Source organism: Alistipes sp. CHKCI003 (genome assembly GCF_900021155.1).
GTDB lineage: Bacteria > Bacteroidota > Bacteroidia > Bacteroidales > Rikenellaceae > Alistipes > Alistipes excrementavium.
This window is the reverse complement of record NZ_FCNT01000050.1, coordinates 57,611-74,973: the sequence shown is the minus strand read 5'-3', so window position 1 is coordinate 74,973 and position 17,363 is coordinate 57,611. Positions and strand designations below refer to the sequence as shown.

Genomic DNA, 17,363 nt, shown 5'->3' with positions numbered 1-17,363 from the left:
ATAAATAGTCTCTTTCCTTGTTTCGCAGCACGTTACGATCTTCGCAGCCGCTCCGCGCCCTCTCGTCGTCCGCCGTCCCGCGCATGCGCACGGCGGGCACAAGTGCGCAAATATACGCATTTTTTCTCAATAAACCGAAAACAGGGCCTTTTATTTCAGCATTTTAGCCATCCCTTCCAGAATGCAGACAATGTCAGCACCTTCGCGTTGCCAACATTTATCCGCACAAATCCTCCGAACGACGACCTCGAACGCCTGACGACTCCGCGCGAAACGCTGCCGGCCTTCCGGCCACGCACCGCCTCGCCGTCCGTCCGGACACTCCGCACGACCGCACGCACGTGCCGCGCCTGCCTCCTGTCCGCACAGGCTTCCTCCCGTTCCGGGAACTTTGTAACCGGCGCCGAATCCCTTCGCAACTCTCTCGGCAGCGAAGTTACCGCTTGCGGCGGCACTTTCCCCTGCTCCGAGCCTCTGCTACTCGGATTCCGCACCCGTATCAGACCCTTCCGCTTCCGGAGAAGCATGGAATCGCGCACGACGAACCAAGCGTTCCGGCACGTGCCTCCACACCCCATCCACCGGGCGAAACCCTCGGCGGAAGAGCCTCTTATTCGGAATGAAAGCGAACGGCCGCAGCAATCCTGCGCACCGCCGCTTCCATACTACCAGCTCGCCTTCTTCACGCCCGGAATCAAGCCCTGAGAAGCCATCTCGCGGAACTGGATACGGCTGATGCCGAACAAACGAATATAGCCCTTCGGACGCCCCGTGATCTTGCAACGGTTGTGCTGACGGATGGGATTCGAGTTCCGGGGCAGTTTCGACAGAGCGATCCATGCCTCCTCGTGATCCATTTCGCCGTTCTTGAGCTTGGCGGCTATCTCTTCGCGTTTGTGTGCATAGCGTTTTGCGAGCTTCTCACGCTTTACCTCGCGTGCTTTCATTGACTCTTTTGCCATCGCTTATTTCTTTTTTGCGTTTTTGAAAGGAAGGCCGAATTCGCGCAGGAGGGCATAGGCCTCCTCGTCGGTCTTGGCCGTCGTTACGAAGGTGATCTCCATGCCGAAAATCTTCGTGATCTTATCGATGTCGATTTCGGGGAAGATGATCTGCTCCGCGATGCCGAGCGTATAGTTGCCCCGGCCGTCGAACTTCTCGTTGATGCCCTTGAAGTCGCGGATGCGGGGAAGAGCCACGGCGACCAGACGCTCCAGAAACTCGTACATCTTCGTGTCGCGCAGCGTTACACGCACGCCGATCGGCATGCCCTTGCGCAGCTTGAAGTTCGAGATGTCCTTGCGCGAACGGGTCTGCACGGCTTTCTGGCCGGTGATCAGCGTGAGTTCCTCCTGCGCCACGTCGATGAGCTTCTTGTCGGCGACGGCCTGACCCATACCCTGATTGACGACGATCTTCACCAGCTTCGGGCACTCCATGATGCTCGAATAGCCGAATTCCTTCATAAGGGCAGCTGCGATCTGCTCCTTATACTGTGTCTTGAGTGTAGGTACGTATGCCATTATTTGATCTCCTCCCCTGACTTTTTAGCGTAACGGACTAATTTACCTTTATCGTTCTCCTTGCGGCCGATGCGCGTCGGCTTGCCGCTCTTGGGGTCTACGACCTGCAAGTTGGAGATGTGGATACCCGCCTCTTTCTCGACGATGCCTCCCTGAGGATTCTGCGCATTGGGCTTGGTGGCCTTCTTGCAGATGTTCACGCCCTCGACGATCGCACGCTGCTTTTCGACATCGACCTTCAGGACTTTGCCCTGCTGCCCCTTGCTGTCGCCGGCGTTGACGTAAACCAGATCCCCCTTTTTAATATGTAATTTCACTGACATATCCGAATGTGTGTTTTAAGATTACAATACTTCGGGTGCGAGCGAGATGATCTTCATGTACTGGTCGCGCAGCTCACGGGCTACGGGACCGAAGATGCGTGTTCCGCGAATCTCACCCTGGTTGTTAAGAAGTACGACGGCATTGTCGTCGAAACGAATGTACGAACCGTTGGCACGCCGGATCTCCTTCGTGGTGCGCACGACCACGGCTTTCGAAACGGCACCCTTCTTCACGTCGCCCGAAGGCGTCGCGCTCTTCACGGCCACCACGATCTTATCGCCGATCGAAGCGTAGCGACGCTTCGTACCGCCGAGCACACGGATGCAGAGGACCTCCTTCGCACCGCTGTTGTCAGCTACTACGAGTCTGCTTTCTTGCTGTATCATAATTACTTCGCTCTTTCAATGATTTGTACTAATCTCCAACGCTTCGTCTTGCTCAGAGGTCGCGTCTCCATGATGCGTACGGTATCGCCCTCCTTGCAGGTCTCGTCCAGACACTCCGACACGAATTTCGTGGTCTTATTGACAAATTTGCCATAGATCGGATGCTTCACCTTGCGGGCCACGGCAACCACGATGGTTTTCTCCATTTTGTTGCTGACAACCACCCCAATACGCTCTTTTCTAAGATTTCTTTCCATAGGTGTAATTAACATTTAGGGTTTTTTTGACGCAGAATTGTCAGCATGCGAGCTATGTCTCTGCGGTTTTTCTTGATGATCGAAGGGTTCTCGACGGGGGAGACCGCGTGCTGCACCTTCAGCTTCGCCAGCTGCGCCTTTTCGGCTTCGATGCGCTCCTCGAGATCCTTGACCGACATCTCCTTTATTTCTGCACTTTTCATGTTGTATCCTTCTTAGATGGTGGTTTCGACGTAATCGCGCCGTACAATGAACTTGGTCGTAATCGGAAGTTTCTGCGCTCCCAGACGCAGCGCCTCCTGAGCTACGGCCAAGGGCACCCCCTCGGCCTCGAAGAGAATACGCCCCGGGGTTACAGGTGCCACGAATCCTTCGGGATTACCTTTACCCTTACCCATACGCACCTCGGCGGGTTTCTTCGTGATGGGTTTGTCGGGGAAGATGCGGATCCAGAGCTGTCCTTCACGTTTCATATAACGCGTGATCGCCTGACGCGCAGCCTCGATCTGACGGCCCGTGATCCACGAACATTCGAGCGCTTTGATGGCGAACGATCCGTATGCAAGTTGGTTACCTCTTTGAGCTAAACCTTTCATACGGCCCTTCTGCATTCTTCTAAATTTGGTCTTTTTTGGCTGTAACATCTTGAGTCTTTGCTTTAAAAGGTCCTACTTACTTATTGTTGTTGCGGCGACGGGACCCGCGGCGGTCGCCCCGCTCTCCGCGATCCCCGCGCGAACGACGATCGCCGTCGCGCTGGCCCGAAGATGCCTGCGCCGATGTGCCTGCGATTTCGAACAGATCGCGTTTGCCGTACACCGTACCGTGGCAGATCCACACCTTCACGCCCAGAATACCCACCTTGGTGAGAGCTTCCGTCAGGCAGTAATCCACGTCCGCACGGAACGTATGCAGCGGAATACGCCCCTCCTTGACGGTCTCGCTGCGCGCCATTTCCGCACCGCCCACACGGCCCGAAACCTGAATCTTGATGCCCTCGGCACCCATGCGGATCGTCGAAGCCACGGCCGTCTTCACGGCGCGGCGGAACGAAACGCGGCCTTCGAGCTGGCGGGCGATGTTCTGGCCCACGATGACGGCATCCACCTCGGGACGCTTCACCTCGAAGATATTGATCTGAATCTCCTTGCCGGTGAGCTTCTTCAGCTCCTCCTTCAGTTTGTCGACCTCCTGACCGCCCTTGCCGATGATGATGCCCGGACGCGCCGTCGAAATGGTAACGGTAACGAGTTTGAGCGTACGCTCGATGATGATCTTCGAAATACTTGCCTTCGCCAAACGGACATTCAGGTATTTGCGGATCTTGGCGTCCTCGACCAGCTTGTCGGAAAAATCCTTGCCGCCGTACCAGTTGGAATCCCAACCGCGGATGATCCCAAGACGATTTGCTATCGGATTGACTTTCTGTCCCATTTGCTTACTTCTTTTCTTCGGTTACCATTTTGTCTACTACGATCGTAACGTGGTTCGAACGCTTGCGGATGCGGTGCGCACGACCCTGCGGAGCAGCCTGAATACGTTTCAGCATGCGCCCTCCGTCCACGAAGATCTCCTTCACGCAGAGCGTCGTGTCTTCCAGACGTTCGGTCTCGTTCTTGGCCTCCCAGTTGGCGATCGCCGATTTGAGGAGTTTCTCCAAACGGATCGACGCCTCTTTCTTCGAATAGCGGAGGATACCCAGCGCCTTATTGATCTCCACGCCGCGGATGATGTCGGCCACGAGGCGCATCTTGCGGGGCGAGGTCGGGCAGTCGCGCATGACGGCGATTGCCTTCTGCTTCTTTTCAGCCTTCAGTTTCTCGGCTCTTATTGCTTTTCTTGCACCCATTTTCTACCTATTTTTTCTTGTTACCACTGTGCCCACGGAATGTACGGGTGGGAGCGAACTCGCCGAGTTTGTGCCCTACCATATTCTCAGTAACATACACCGGAATGAATTTGTTTCCGTTGTGGACAGCGATCGTCTGACCCACGAAGTCAGGCGAAATCATACTTGCTCGCGACCATGTTTTGATCACCGACTTTTTGTTGCTCTCGGCCTGAGCTACGACCTTGGCTTCGAGTTTCGGCTCAATGTACGGTCCTTTTTTCAATGAACGGCTCATTATGTACTCTATTTAATTATTTTTTCTTCGAAATAATAAACTTAGAGGTCGTCTTCTTCGGGTTACGAGTCTTGTAGCCCTTAGCCAAGAGACCCTTGCGCGAACGCGGGTGTCCGCCCGACGCACGGCCTTCGCCGCCACCCATCGGGTGATCGACCGGGTTCATCACCACGCCGCGGTTGCGCGGGCGGCGGCCCAGCCAGCGTTCGCGGCCGGCCTTGCCCGAACTCTCGAGGTTGTGGTCGAGGTTCGAAACGACGCCGATCGTCGCGCGGCAGGTTACGAGTACCATACGAGTCTCGCCTGAAGGCAGTTTGATGATGGCGAACTTGCCTTCACGCGCCAAAAGTTGAGCATACGAGCCGGCCGAGCGAGCCATCGCGGCGCCCTGACCCGGGTAGAGTTCGATATTGTGGATCACCGTACCCAGCGGAATTTCGCTCAGATAGAGCGTATTGCCCACCTCAGGAGCGACGCCTGCGCCGCTCATCACGGTCTGACCCACCTGAAGGCCGTTCGGTGCGATGATGTAGCTCTTCACACCGTCGGCATATACCAGAAGTGCAATGCGAGCCGTACGATTGGGATCGTACTCGATAGTCTTTACAGTGGCTACTACGCCGTCTTTCGTGCGCTTGAAGTCGATGTTGCGGTACATCCGCTTGTGGCCGCCGCCGATGTAGCGGACCGTCATCTTACCGGAGTTGTTGCGGCCGCCGGAGCTCTTCTTCACGCTGAGCAACGACTTTTCGGGGACGTTCGTCGTGATCTCGTCGAACGTGCCGATGATCTTATGTCTTGTACCTGCGGTTACAGGCTTGAACTTTCTTACTGCCATCTTCGTTAGATATTACTGTAAAAATCTATCTTGTCTCCATCCTTCAAGGTAACGATCGCCTTCTTGAAGTTATTCGCGCGGCCCTCCAGCAGACCCGCCTTCGTATAGCGGCTCTTGCGCTTGCCCATGTAGTTCACGGTGTTCACGTCTTTAACGACGACGTTGTACATCTGCTCCACGGCATTCCGGATCTGCAGCTTGTTAGCTCTTGTGTCCACGATAAAACCGTAGCGATTCAACTTATCGCCCTGAATCGTCATTTTCTCGGTCAAAACCGGCTTAATAATAATTTCCATCTTGTACAGCGAATTTTAAGCTAACATTGTATTGAGGACATTCTCCGCGCCCTCCACCAAAACGATCGCCGAAGCGTTCATCACGTCGTACGTGCAGAGATTCCGAGCCAGAACGGGCTTCACGTAGGGGAGGTTGCGGCAGGAGAGCTGCAGGTTCACGTTCGACTCCGGCAGCACCATCAGCACCTTCTTGTCCGAAACTTTCAGCGCATCGGCCAGCGCCACGACGTTCTTGGTCTTCGGGACCTCCATCGAGGGCGACTCCACGACACAAATCGCACCGGCCCGAGCCTTGTAGGTCAGTGCGCTGCGGCGCGCCAGCTGTTTGAGCTTCTTGTTCAGTTTGAAGCTGTAATCGCGGGGCACGGGCCCGAACACGCGGCCGCCGCCCGGGAACAGGGGCGACTTGATGCTGCCCGCACGCGCACCGCCGGTGCCTTTCTGACGCTTGAGCTTGCGCGTGGAACCGGCAACCTCGTTGCGCTGCTTCGACTTGTGGGTACCCTGACGCTGGTCGGCGAGGTACTGCTTCACATCGAGATAGATCGCGTGGTCATTAGCTTCCACGCCGAAGACTGCGTCCGAAAGAACCACCTTGCGGCCGGTCTCATTTCCTTGGGTATTGTATACGGCTAATTCCATACTACTTCTCAATCGTTAAATAAGCACCTTTTGCCCCGGGAATCGAACCTTTCACAAGGATCAGATTGTTTTCGGGAATTACTTTCAAAACCCGCAGGTTCAGAACCTTCACCTGCTCGCCGCCCATCCGGCCCGGCAGACGTTTGCCGGGGAACACGCGCGAAGGATAGGACGACGCACCCAGCGAACCGGGCTTGCGCTGACGGTTGTGCTGGCCGTGGGTCTGGCCGCCCACGCCGCCGAAGCCGTGGCGTTTCACGACGCCCTGAAAGCCCTTGCCCTTCGAGATCCCCGTTACGTCGACCCAATCCTCCTCCGAGAACAGATCCACGGTGAGCGTGTCTCCGAGGTTCACTTCGGGCATTCCCTTGAACTCCGCGAGCTTGCGCTTGGGAGTGGTGCCGGCCTTCTTGAAGTGTCCTAACAAACTGTTGCTGGTGTGTTTTTCACTCTTCTCGTCATAGGCAATCTGCACCGCCTCGTAAGCATCCTTCTCGACGGTTTTGATTTGCGTAACTACACACGGACCAGCCTCAATGACAGTGCATGGTATGTTCTTACCCTCGGCACTGTAAACGGAAGTCATTCCGATTTTCTTTCCAATAAGTCCTGACATTTCTTGTCAAATTACGTTTGTTATGAAATAAGTGATCTTGTTTTTCGGTACATGCCCCAAGATCAGACCTTGATCTCCACCTCTACGCCCGAGGGAAGCTCCAGTTTCATCAGAGCGTCGATCGTTTTGGGCGTCGACGAATAGATATCGAGGATGCGCTTGAACGTGCAGAGCTGGAACTGCTCGCGCGCCTTCTTGTTGACGAAGGTCGAGCGGTTCACGGTAAAGATCTGCTTGCGTGTGGGCAGAGGCACGGGACCGCTCACGACGGCACCCGTACTCTTTACGGTCTTCACGATCTTCTCGGCCGATTTATCGACGAGGTTGTGATCGAACGACTTCAATTTGATTCTAATTTTCTGGCTCATATAATTTTTCTATTCTAAATCCTTACGTTTACCACTCGCCTTCTCGATGATCTCCTTCGCAAGATTGGCGGGAACCTCTTCGTAGTGCGAGAACTCCATCGAGGAGGTCGCGCGGCCCGACGAAATCGTGCGCAGCACGGTTACGTAGCCGAACATTTCCGACAGAGGCACCTTCGCCTTCACCACGCGGGCCGTACCCTTCGACTCCATGCCGGTGATCTGGCCGCGGCGCTTGTTCAGGTCGCCGATGATGTCGCCCATGTTCTCTTCGGGCGTAACGACCTCGACCTCCATGATCGGCTCCATGATGACCGAACCGGCCTTGGGGGCTGCATTGCGATAGCCGTTGCGAGCGGCGATTTCGAACGAGAGCTGGTCGGAGTCCACGGGGTGGAACGAACCGTCCTTCAGGGTGATCTTCATCGAGTCCATGGTGTAACCCGCCAGAGCGCCGTTGGCCATCGCCGCTTCGAAACCTTTCTGAACGGCGGGGATGAACTCCTTGGGAATGTTGCCGCCCTTCACTTCGTCGACGAACGTAAGACCCATCTTGCCCTCCTCGGCAGGACCGATCTCGAAGATGATGTCGGCGAACTTGCCGCGGCCGCCCGTCTGCTTCTTGAAGACTTCGCGGTGCTGCACGGTCTGCGTGAGCGCCTCCTTGTAGTTCACCTGCGGAGCGCCCTGCGTGATCTCGACGCCGAATTCGCGGCGCAGACGGTCCACGATGATATCGAGGTGCAGCTCGCCCATACCGCTGATGACGGTCTGACCCGAATCCTCGTCCGTGTGTACGGTGAACGTCGGATCTTCCTCGGCCAGCTTCGCCAGCGCGATACCCAGCTTGTCGAGGTCCTTCTGCGTCTTGGGCTCCACGGCCAGACCGATCACCGGTTCGGGGAAGGTCATCTGTTCCAGCACGATCGGACGATCCTCCGCACAGAGCGTGTCGCCCGTACGGATCTCCTTGAACCCGACGGCCGCACAGATATCGCCCGCACCGACGGTCTCCATCGGATTCTGCTTGTTGGCGTGCATCTGGTAAATACGGCTGATACGCTCGCGCTTGCCGCTGCGGGAGTTCAGCACGTAGGAACCGGCGTCGAGTTTGCCCGAATAGACGCGGACGAAAGCCAGACGGCCCACGAAAGGATCGGTAGCGATCTTGAACGCCAAACCGCAGAACGGTTCGCTCTCGGATGCGAGGCGCGTCTCCTCCTCGTCGGTCTTGGGGTTGATTCCCTTAACGGCGGGAATATCCAGCGGCGAAGGGAGGAAAGCCATCGCGTAGTCCAGCAATTTCTGCACGCCCTTGTTGTGGAACGACGAACCGCAGAGCATCGGCACGATCTGCATCGAAATTGTCGCTTTGCGGATCGCAGCCAGCAGTTCGTCCGGCGTGATCGACTCGGGATCCTCGAAGAACTTCTCCATCAGCGCATCGTCCGTGGCAGCCGCCTCCTCGATGAGCTTGCCGCGCCACTCGGCGGCTTCGGCCTTCATCGCCTCGGGAATTTCGCGGATTTCGAAGTTGTCGCGGACGGTCTTGTTGTCGTTGTAGTAGATCGCGTTATTATATATAAGGTCTACCAATCCCTCGAATTTGTCCTCGGCACCGATGGGCAGTACGACCGGCAGAGCCGTCGCGCCGAAGTGCTTCTTGATCTGAGCGCACACCGAGAAGAAATCGGCGCCCGTGCGGTCCATCTTGTTGACGTAGCCGATGCGGGGCACGTTGTATTTGTCGGCCTGACGCCATACGGTCTCCGACTGAGGCTCTACGCCGCCCACGGCGCAGAACGTGGCGATCGCACCGTCCAGAACGCGGAGCGAACGCTCCACCTCGACCGTGAAGTCCACGTGTCCCGGGGTGTCGATCAGGTTGATCTGGTACTGCTGGTCCTTGTAGTTCCAGTAGGCCGTCGTCGCGGCCGAAGTGATCGTGATGCCGCGCTCCTGTTCCTGAACCATCCAGTCCATCGTTGCGCCGCCCTCGTGCACCTCGCCGATCTTATGGGTCTTACCCGTATAGAAAAGGATACGCTCCGACGTCGTGGTTTTACCGGCATCGATGTGGGCCATGATACCGATATTGCGCGTATAGTGTAAATCTCTTGTTGCCATCTGTTACGTCTTCGGTTAGAATCTGAAGTGTGCGAATGCCTTGTTGGCCTCGGCCATGCGGTGCATCTCCTCCTTGCGCTTGAAGGCGGCACCCTGCTGGTTGTAGGCATCCACGATTTCGCCTGCGAGTTTGTCAGCCATCGTCTTACCGGCACGCTTGCGCGAATAAAGGACAAGGTTTTTCATGGAAATAGAAATCTTGCGCTCGGGCCGGACCTCCATCGGGACTTGGAACGTCGCACCGCCGATTCGCTTCGATTTCACTTCGACTTGGGGTGTGATATTCTCAAGAGCCTGTTTCCAGACTTCCAGAGGAGATTTATCAGCATCCTTCATCTTCTTGCCCACCAGTTCCAGAGAGTCGTAGAAAATGGTGTAGGCAATACTCTTCTTACCATCCAGCATGAGGTTGTTCACGAAACGGGTTACCTCGATGTCGTTGAACTTCGGATCCGGAAGTAGAATTCGCTTTTTTGGCTTAGCTTTTCTCATTGTCGTTGGCTAAAATAAATGATTGCTTTGTTGTAGTCGTTTTCTCGTTCGGTTATTTGCCTGCCTTGGGGCGTTTGGCTCCGTACTTCGAACGGCGCTGACGGCGCCCGTCCACACCGGCCGAGTCGAGTGCGCCGCGCACGAGGTGGTAACGCACGCCCGGGAGGTCCTTCACACGGCCGCCGCGGACCAGCACGATGGAGTGCTCCTGCAAGTTGTGGCCTTCGCCCGGAATGTAGGCATTCACCTCCTTGCCGTTGGTCAGCCTCACGCGGGCAACCTTACGCATCGCCGAGTTCGGCTTCTTGGGAGTCGTGGTGTACACGCGCGTACATACGCCTCGGCGCTGCGGACATGCGGCCAGTGCCGGAGACTTCGACTTGTCTTCCATGCTCACCCGGCCGTTACGAACTAACTGTTGAATAGTTGGCATTTCTTTTGGTTTTTGTCCTTAATTGTTAATTAAAAATCCATTCCCATTGTCCAAAATGGATTGCAAAGGTAGGCATTTTTTCGGAAATACAATATATAGACAGCGCTTTTTCGTCCTTTTTTCAGGAATTTAATGTTTTTCCCATTCTTTTTATTTATCGAATTTAAAATATTATAAGTCATTATTTATGCAAATATAACAAACCCGCTATCAATCTGCGCATTCTGAGCTCCGGTCCGCATGCGCGGCAACAAGCAGGACGGTGCAGGGTGCGGCCACCGCACCGCCCTGCAAATTTCCCGAATCCGGGCGTACCGCAAATACCCGACGATCGCATCCGCCGTTTCCCGCAAACGGCTCGCCGTCGAACCGTATCAAACTGTCTATGGGCGATTTGCAATCCATCCGTCGCACCGGACCGAGCACGAACCGCATCCCGTCGCGCGAAGCGGCGCCCCGATCCACCGCCAACTCCCCGTACTCGGCAGTCGGAATCGTTCAGCAGTTCGAACTCTCCGAAAGCGAAGTCGCAACCGCCGCACACCAGCCCGCCTCCGAACCAACACCCGTCGCGGCAGAGGCACAATGCGGGCGGCAGGGGGGGGGCAGAGGCGACGCGGTCCGCGTACTTGCATGATTACCTTCGTCTTCCTCTCCGGTCCTTGCAGGTTACGCGAATCGGCGGCTCCGACGCCGATCCCGCGGCCTGCGGATCAAGCAGCTCCCCGCCCGCTGTCCAAACGCCCCGCCGCACGCCGTCCGCTTTTCACGCACGAAATATCCGGCGACGATGCGGGGCGGACAAACGAATTTGTTTGTATATTTGCCGGAGATTTCTGTTTCCCGAACCGAACAAAAAGCCGAAAACCGATGGAATACAATTTTAAAGAGCTGGAATCCAAGTGGCAGCGATACTGGAAAGAACATAAGACCTACAAGGTCGAGCGAGACCCCTCGCGGCCGAAATTCTACGTGCTCGACATGTTTCCCTACCCCTCGGGCGCGGGGCTGCACGTGGGCCATCCGCTCGGCTACATCGCCTCGGACATCTACTCGCGCTACAAGCGTCAGAAGGGATTCAACGTGCTGCACCCGATGGGCTACGACGCATTCGGACTGCCTGCGGAGCAGTATGCCATCCAGACGGGGCAGCATCCCGCCGCAACGACCGAGCGCAACATCGCCCGCTACCGCGAGCAGCTCGACAAGATCGGGTTCTCGTTCGACTGGGACCGCGAAGTGCGCACGTGCGATCCGAAATACTACAAGTGGACCCAGTGGGCCTTCCTCGAAATGTTCGGCCACTACTACGACAAACGGGCCCGGCGGGCCCGGCCGATCGCCGAACTCGAAGCCGCCTTCGCGGCCGGCGGCACCCGGGACGTCGACGCCGCCTGCACGCAGGAGCTTCGTTTCACGGCGGCGGAGTGGAACGGCTGGAACGAACGCGAACGCGAACGGGTGCTTCAGAACTACCGTCTCGCCTACCGCGCCGACACGATGGTCAACTGGTGTCCGCAACTGGGCACGGTGCTCGCCAACGACGAAGTGCGCGACGGCCTCTCGGTGCGCGGCGGCTATCCTGTGGAGCAGAAACGGATGAAGCAGTGGTTGCTGCGCGTAACGGCCTATGCCCAGCGGATGCTCGACGGGCTGGAAAAACTCGCATGGAGCGAGTCGCTCAAGGAGATCCAGCGCAACTGGATCGGCCGTTCGGTCGGCGCGCAGCTCTTCTTCGACCTGAAAGGCTCGGACCGGAAACTGGAGGTCTTCACGACCCGCCCCGACACGATCTTCGGCGTAACGTTCATGGTCATCGCCCCCGAACACGAGCAGGCGGAGGAGCTGACGACGCCCGACCGCCGCGCCGCCGTCGAAGCCTACATCGCCGAAGCGCGCAAGCGGTCGGAACGCGAACGCATCGCCGAGACGCGGCGCGTGAGCGGTGTCTTCACGGGCTCCTACGCCGTCAACCCGTTCACCGGCAAGGAGATACCGGTCTATATTTCGGACTACGTGCTGGCCGGCTACGGCACGGGCGCCATCATGGCCGTACCGGCCCACGACTCGCGCGACTGGGCTTTCGCCCGCCATTTCGGACTGGAGATCGTGCCCGTGGTCGAGGGCGGCGACGTGGAGAAAGCCTCCTACGACGCCAAGGAGGGCCGGCTCATCCACTCGGATTTCCTCGACGGCAGGCAGGTGAAGGAGGCGATCGAACTGATGTTCGCGGAGATCGAACGCCGCGGATTGGGCAGGCGGCTGGTGAACTACCGCCTGCGCGACGCCATCTTCTCGCGCCAGCGCTATTGGGGCGAGCCGTTCCCGATCTATTACAAGAACGACACGGCCTGCCCGCTGCCCGCGGAAGCGTTGCCGCTGGAACTGCCGCCGATCGGCGACTTCGGCCCCACGCCCGAGGGCGAACCGCCGCTGGCCCGCGCCGAGGGGTGGCACACGGCCGAGGGATACCCCTACGAACTGTCGACCATGCCGGGTTTCGCCGGATCGTCGGCCTACTACCTGCGCTACATGGACCCGCACAACGACGAGGCGCTCGTGGGCCGCGAAGCGAACGAATACTGGCGCGACGTCGACCTTTACGTAGGCGGCATCGAACACGCCACGGGACACCTGATGTACTCGCGCTTCTGGAACATGTTCCTCTACGACTTGGGCTGCGTCTGCGAAGAGGAGCCCTTCAAGAAGCTGGTGAATCAGGGCATGATCCAAGGCCGTTCGAACTTCGTCTACCGCGTGGTCGGCACCGACAAGTTCGTTTCGCTGGGACTGAAGGACCGCTACGAGACTCAGGAGATCCACGTCGACGTGAACCTCGTGCGCAACGACATCCTCGACCTCGACGCCTTCCGCGCATGGATGCCCGACTTCCGCAACGCGGAGTTCATCCTCGAAGAGGGGAAGTACGTCTGCGGCTGGGCCGTGGAGAAGATGTCGAAGTCGATGTACAACGTCGTCAACCCCGATTACATCGTCGACCGTTACGGCGCCGACACGCTCCGCATGTACGAAATGTTCCTCGGCCCGCTCGAACAGTCGAAGCCGTGGGACACGAACGGCATCGACGGCGTGCACAAGTTCCTGCGCCGTTTCTGGAGCCGCTTTTTCGACCGCGACGACCGTTTCGCCGTGAGCGACGGGCGGGCCACGGACAAGGAGCTCAAGACCCTGCATAAAACGATCAGAAAAGTGAGCGAGGACATCGAGAACTTCTCGTTCAACACCGCCGTGGCGGCCTTCATGATCTGCCTCAACGAGCTGGGCGAATGCAGCAAGCGCGAGGTGCTCGAACCCCTCGTCGTGCTGCTCGCTCCGTTCGCGCCGCATCTGGCCGAGGAGCTGTGGCACCGCCTCGGGCACGACGGTACGGTCTGCGACGCCCCCTATCCCGTCTGCGACGAGCGCTACCTCGCCGAGAGCGCCTTCGAATACCCCGTGTCGGTCAACGGCAAACTCCGCTTCAAGAGAGAGTACCCGCTCGACGCCGCGACCGCCGACATCGAGGCCGACGTGGTGCGCGCTCCCGAAGCACAGAAGTGGCTGGAAGGCAAGACTCCCAAGAAGGTGATCGTCGTGAAGGGCAAGATCATCAACATCGTGCTCTGACGCGGCATCGACCGCCGTCCGACGCAAGGGGCGGGGCGGTCCAAGCGGCATCGACCGCCATCCGACGTAAGGAGAGGGGCGGTCCAACAAGTTTTCCGACCTTTCGGAAATTGTCCGTCCGGTACAACTCCCGAATAGCGGCACGAATAAAAAGGAGCCGTCCGACAACTCTCGGACAGTTCCCTTTCGTTCCGTTCGCGGCCGCGCCTCAACGATCGCAGGCCGCAGCATACGCCCGGCCCGCACACCTGCCGGGACACCGGCCGGCGCGGTCCCGTCCTGCGAAAATCCCCGGGAAAAACCGTCCCCGGCCTCCGCCGCAAAAGGGCGCCCCGACCTCGCGGCGCACGGATTCCGCACGGTCTTTTCCGCACGCGCGCCGGACGACGGCTCCTTTGTTTTTGCGGAATAAATCGCTATCTTTGCCGTCAAAAGAGCATCCTCTATGGCAGACAACAGCATTCTGAGCCGTCTCGACGGCCTGAAACTCAAATACGAAGAGACGGGGCAGAAACTCACCGACCCCGAGGTGATCGCCGACGTCAAACAGTTCGTACAGCTCAACAAGGAGTACAAGGAGCTGGAACCGATCGTCGAGACCTCCGACCGCTTCCGCACGGCGCTGGCCAATCTGGCCGAAGCGAAGGACGTTCTGGCCAACGACAAGGACGAGGAGATGCGCGAGATGGCCCGCGCCGAGATCGCCGAGCTGGAACCCGCGATCGCACGCATGGAGGAGGAGATCAAATTGCTGCTGATCCCCAAAGACCCGCAGGACGAGAAGAACGCCATCCTCGAAATCCGCGGCGGTACGGGCGGCGACGAAGCGGCGATCTTCGCCGGCGACCTGCTGCGCATGTACACCAAATACATCGAGAACAAGGGGTGGCGCTACGAGATCACCTCCTTCTCGGACGGCGCCGCGGGCGGCTACAAGGAGGTGGTGCTGAAAGTTACGGGGCAGAACGTCTACGGCACCCTCAAATACGAATCGGGCGTGCACCGCGTGCAGCGCGTGCCGCAGACCGAGACGCAGGGCCGCGTGCACACCTCGGCCGCTTCGGTGGCCGTGCTGCCCGAAGCCGAGGAGTTCGACGTCGAGATCTCGATGAACGACATCCGCAAGGACATCTTCTGCGCCAGCGGCCCGGGCGGACAGTCGGTCAACACGACCTACTCGGCCATCCGCCTCACCCACATCCCGACGGGCATCGTCGTGCAGTGTCAGGATCAGAAGTCGCAGCTCAAGAATTTCGACAAGGCGTTCGCCGAATTGCGCACGCGCGTCTTCAACCTCGAATATTCGAAGTATCTCGACGAAATCGCCTCGAAACGCAAGACGATGGTCTCGACGGGCGACCGCTCGGCCAAGATCCGCACCTACAACTACCCGCAGGGACGCATCACCGACCACCGCATCAACTACACGATCTACAACCTCTCGGCTTTCATGGACGGCGACATACAGGACGTGATCGACCATCTGATCGTGGCCGAGAACGCCGAACGGCTGAAAGAGAGCGAACTCTGAATCTTCGGACAGGACGGGACCTTCCGCTTTCCCGCAGCGGCCGACTTTTCCGATATTCCCCCGGCTCGATCATGACGACCATGCAGCACGCGACACCGAATCGTTTCGACGAAGAGGTATACGACATCGTACGGCAGATTCCGGCCGGACGGGTGGCGGCCTACGGCGAAATCGCACGGCTGGCCGGCGAACCGCACTATGCTCGCCGAGTGGGCCGAGCCATGGCCTGCGCACCTGCGGGAGTGCCCTGCCACCGCGTCGTCGCAAGCGGCGGAAGGCTCGTCCCGGGTTGGGGAGCCCAGCGCGGCCTGCTCGAAGCGGAAGGAGTCGCCTTCCGGGCCAACGGATGCGTGGACATGACGCGCCATCGCTGGACCGACGAACTGTACGCCGCGTCCGAACGATGATCCGGGCGCAGGCCGCACGCTCCTCCATCGAAAAAGGCCGTCCGGCAGCGACCGTCCGAAGAAGAGGGGAGACGCGCTCCAAGGATCGCGGGAGAAGAGACCGTATCATCGAGCCGTCTCAGGACCGGCGAAAAAGTTTTCGTACCCGATCGACGGGACGACGGAGAGGACGAAGAAAGGAAGGCGGGGGGGGCGAAGATCGAATCGTCCGGCAGCACAGCGCAAGGCATCGCGCATCGCAACCGACCGACAGAGGAGCCCCGGCAGCCGACCGGACACGGCGACGGACCGACAGGAGAGGGGCGACAAGAGTGGGGCAGACAGTCTCCCGTCCGAGAGCGGCGAAGGGCAAGTTCCGGCGCATGCAGATCGTCCGCCGAACCGCCCGAAACGGACGGATGCGTGCGGAGCGCCGGCACCGGCCTCCGCCCATCGGAATCCGATACGGGAAAGGGCTCCGGACAATAGAAACGGCTGCACTGCGTTATCCGTAAAAGCAAAGTTCGTCCGCAGGCTCCCCCCCCTCCTCCCGTTGGCGGCGTGCTTCGGTTCTGCAACGGCCATGACACGTGCTTCGGGGACGGCCGGCCGCACGGGGCTGCGGCGAACCGGCGGCATAGCCGAACGGCGCAGCCGGTCAAACCGCAATCGGCCTGCGAACAAAACCGCAGACAAAGAAAAGATACAAAATACCGAAACATGAGAAGCTCCACGACCATCCTTACCGCAGCCGCGGTCTTTCTGCTCGCCACCGCCGCAGCACAGGAACCGCTCTACATCGTCAACGGCGAGCCGCGGGAGCACATCCGCAACATCCCGCCCGACTGGATCGAAAATGCGGAGAGGCTGCCCGCAGACGAGGAGACCATCGCCCGCTACGGCCAACGCGCCGCAAACGGCGTGATGATCGTTACGCTCTGCCACGACCGTACGGCACGCTTCACGGGCGGACGGTCGTTCGAAGAGTATATCGCCGCCCGCGTCGACTGGCCGCAGGACGAACCCGCAGCGCGGGTCATCCTGCGCTACACCGTTACGATCGAAGGCCGTGTCGCGGTCGACAAGGTACTCGAAGCCACCGACAAACGTCTGCGGCGGCGCGTGCTGAAAGCCGTGGAGGAGGCGCCCGCTTGGGAGCCTGCGACGAAACAAGGCGTCCCCGTCGCGAGCGAAGGCGTACTGCACATCCAACTCCCCGCCGGCAAACAGATGCCGCGCGAGGTGGAAGTCGTCCTCCGATAAATCCGCATCTTCCGATCCCGTCCCGGATATTCCGGTCCCGGCATAAACGGATAAACCCGTTCTCGTCCCCGGCCTCCCCTGCTTCCGGCACGGAGGGGCGCCCCGGAAAACCCGGATAAAATTCGTTTTTG

Annotated in this window: 22 protein-coding genes; 4 read left to right on the top strand and 18 right to left on the bottom strand. The window is 58.7% G+C overall.

The features are described from left to right. Positions 1-665: 665 nt before the first annotated feature. The 18 genes from rpsN to rpsL all read right to left on the bottom strand — a co-directional run bounded on the left by rpsN (position 666) and on the right by rpsL (position 10,425). Positions 666-962, bottom strand: coding sequence for a 30S ribosomal protein S14 (gene rpsN, locus BN3659_RS06110; RefSeq protein WP_171847723.1), 297 nt, complete (start codon positions 960-962; stop codon positions 666-668). A gap of 3 nt (positions 963-965) precedes the next feature. Then, the gene (gene rplE / locus BN3659_RS06105) at positions 966-1,523 is read right to left on the bottom strand and encodes a 50S ribosomal protein L5 (RefSeq protein WP_091535371.1); all 558 of its coding nucleotides are present in this window, start codon (positions 1,521-1,523) and stop codon (positions 966-968) included. After that, a complete protein-coding gene (gene rplX, locus BN3659_RS06100) occupies positions 1,523-1,846 on the bottom strand; it encodes a 50S ribosomal protein L24 (protein ID WP_091535370.1) in 324 nt (107 codons plus the stop codon). Before rplX ends, rplE begins: the two co-directional genes overlap by 1 nt. Positions 1,847-1,867: 21 nt before the next feature. After that, positions 1,868-2,233 (bottom strand): 50S ribosomal protein L14, encoded by a 366-nt coding sequence (rplN, locus tag BN3659_RS06095; RefSeq protein ID WP_091535369.1) that lies wholly within the window; start codon positions 2,231-2,233, stop codon positions 1,868-1,870. Between the two features lie 2 nt (positions 2,234-2,235). Next, positions 2,236-2,490: a 30S ribosomal protein S17 gene (rpsQ, locus tag BN3659_RS06090; protein WP_091535368.1), complete on the bottom strand. Its 255-nt coding sequence runs from the start codon at positions 2,488-2,490 to the stop codon at positions 2,236-2,238. A gap of 8 nt (positions 2,491-2,498) precedes the next feature. Continuing rightward, positions 2,499-2,693 (bottom strand): 50S ribosomal protein L29, encoded by a 195-nt coding sequence (rpmC, locus tag BN3659_RS06085; protein WP_091535367.1) that lies wholly within the window; start codon positions 2,691-2,693, stop codon positions 2,499-2,501. A 12-nt stretch (positions 2,694-2,705) separates the two neighbouring features. Then, complete coding sequence (gene rplP, locus BN3659_RS06080) at positions 2,706-3,134, bottom strand: 50S ribosomal protein L16 (RefSeq protein ID WP_091535366.1); 429 nt, start codon at positions 3,132-3,134, stop codon at positions 2,706-2,708. Between the two features lie 28 nt (positions 3,135-3,162). After that, positions 3,163-3,924, bottom strand: coding sequence for a 30S ribosomal protein S3 (gene rpsC / locus BN3659_RS06075; protein WP_091535364.1), 762 nt, complete (start codon positions 3,922-3,924; stop codon positions 3,163-3,165). Positions 3,925-3,928: 4 nt separating this feature from the next. Further along, on the bottom strand, positions 3,929-4,339 hold the full coding sequence (gene rplV, locus BN3659_RS06070; RefSeq protein WP_091535363.1) for a 50S ribosomal protein L22: 411 nt from the start codon (positions 4,337-4,339) through the stop codon (positions 3,929-3,931). A gap of 7 nt (positions 4,340-4,346) precedes the next feature. After that, positions 4,347-4,616, bottom strand: coding sequence for a 30S ribosomal protein S19 (rpsS, locus tag BN3659_RS06065; protein ID WP_091535362.1), 270 nt, complete (start codon positions 4,614-4,616; stop codon positions 4,347-4,349). A gap of 16 nt (positions 4,617-4,632) precedes the next feature. After that, on the bottom strand, positions 4,633-5,454 hold the full coding sequence (gene rplB, locus BN3659_RS06060; protein ID WP_091535361.1) for a 50S ribosomal protein L2: 822 nt from the start codon (positions 5,452-5,454) through the stop codon (positions 4,633-4,635). Between the two features lie 5 nt (positions 5,455-5,459). After that, positions 5,460-5,750 carry a 50S ribosomal protein L23 gene (gene rplW / locus BN3659_RS06055; RefSeq protein ID WP_091535359.1) on the bottom strand — a complete coding sequence of 97 codons (291 nt, stop codon included), beginning with the start codon at positions 5,748-5,750 and terminating at the stop codon, positions 5,460-5,462. 15 nt (positions 5,751-5,765) lie between these two features. Next, positions 5,766-6,392: a 50S ribosomal protein L4 gene (gene rplD / locus BN3659_RS06050; protein WP_091535357.1), complete on the bottom strand. Its 627-nt coding sequence runs from the start codon at positions 6,390-6,392 to the stop codon at positions 5,766-5,768. A 1-nt stretch (position 6,393) separates the two neighbouring features. Next, positions 6,394-7,008, bottom strand: a complete 615-nt coding sequence (gene rplC / locus BN3659_RS06045; protein WP_091535356.1) for a 50S ribosomal protein L3 — start codon at positions 7,006-7,008, stop codon at positions 6,394-6,396. Positions 7,009-7,070: 62 nt separating this feature from the next. Further along, entirely contained in the window at positions 7,071-7,376 is a 306-nt protein-coding gene (gene rpsJ, locus BN3659_RS06040) for a 30S ribosomal protein S10 (RefSeq protein WP_091535354.1), read from the bottom strand. A 9-nt stretch (positions 7,377-7,385) separates the two neighbouring features. Continuing rightward, complete coding sequence (gene fusA, locus BN3659_RS06035; RefSeq protein WP_091535353.1) at positions 7,386-9,500, bottom strand: elongation factor G; 2,115 nt, start codon at positions 9,498-9,500, stop codon at positions 7,386-7,388. Between the two features lie 15 nt (positions 9,501-9,515). Further along, on the bottom strand, positions 9,516-9,992 hold the full coding sequence (gene rpsG / locus BN3659_RS06030; protein ID WP_091535352.1) for a 30S ribosomal protein S7: 477 nt from the start codon (positions 9,990-9,992) through the stop codon (positions 9,516-9,518). A 52-nt stretch (positions 9,993-10,044) separates the two neighbouring features. Next, positions 10,045-10,425 carry a 30S ribosomal protein S12 gene (gene rpsL, locus BN3659_RS06025; protein ID WP_026318484.1) on the bottom strand — a complete coding sequence of 127 codons (381 nt, stop codon included), beginning with the start codon at positions 10,423-10,425 and terminating at the stop codon, positions 10,045-10,047. An 870-nt stretch (positions 10,426-11,295) separates the two neighbouring features. On the opposite strand from rpsL, the gene leuS reads away from it, so the two are divergent. From leuS to BN3659_RS06005, 4 genes are all read left to right on the top strand, one after another. Then, positions 11,296-14,052 (top strand): leucine--tRNA ligase, encoded by a 2,757-nt coding sequence (leuS, locus tag BN3659_RS06020; RefSeq protein ID WP_091535351.1) that lies wholly within the window; start codon positions 11,296-11,298, stop codon positions 14,050-14,052. Between the two features lie 445 nt (positions 14,053-14,497). Further along, on the top strand, positions 14,498-15,583 hold the full coding sequence (gene prfA, locus BN3659_RS06015) for a peptide chain release factor 1 (protein ID WP_091535349.1): 1,086 nt from the start codon (positions 14,498-14,500) through the stop codon (positions 15,581-15,583). Positions 15,584-15,663: 80 nt separating this feature from the next. Continuing rightward, positions 15,664-15,990, top strand: coding sequence for an MGMT family protein (locus BN3659_RS06010; RefSeq protein ID WP_091535407.1), 327 nt, complete (start codon positions 15,664-15,666; stop codon positions 15,988-15,990). 699 nt (positions 15,991-16,689) lie between these two features. Then, the gene (locus BN3659_RS06005; protein WP_091535347.1) at positions 16,690-17,232 is read left to right on the top strand and encodes an energy transducer TonB; all 543 of its coding nucleotides are present in this window, start codon (positions 16,690-16,692) and stop codon (positions 17,230-17,232) included. Positions 17,233-17,363: the final 131 nt, after the last annotated feature.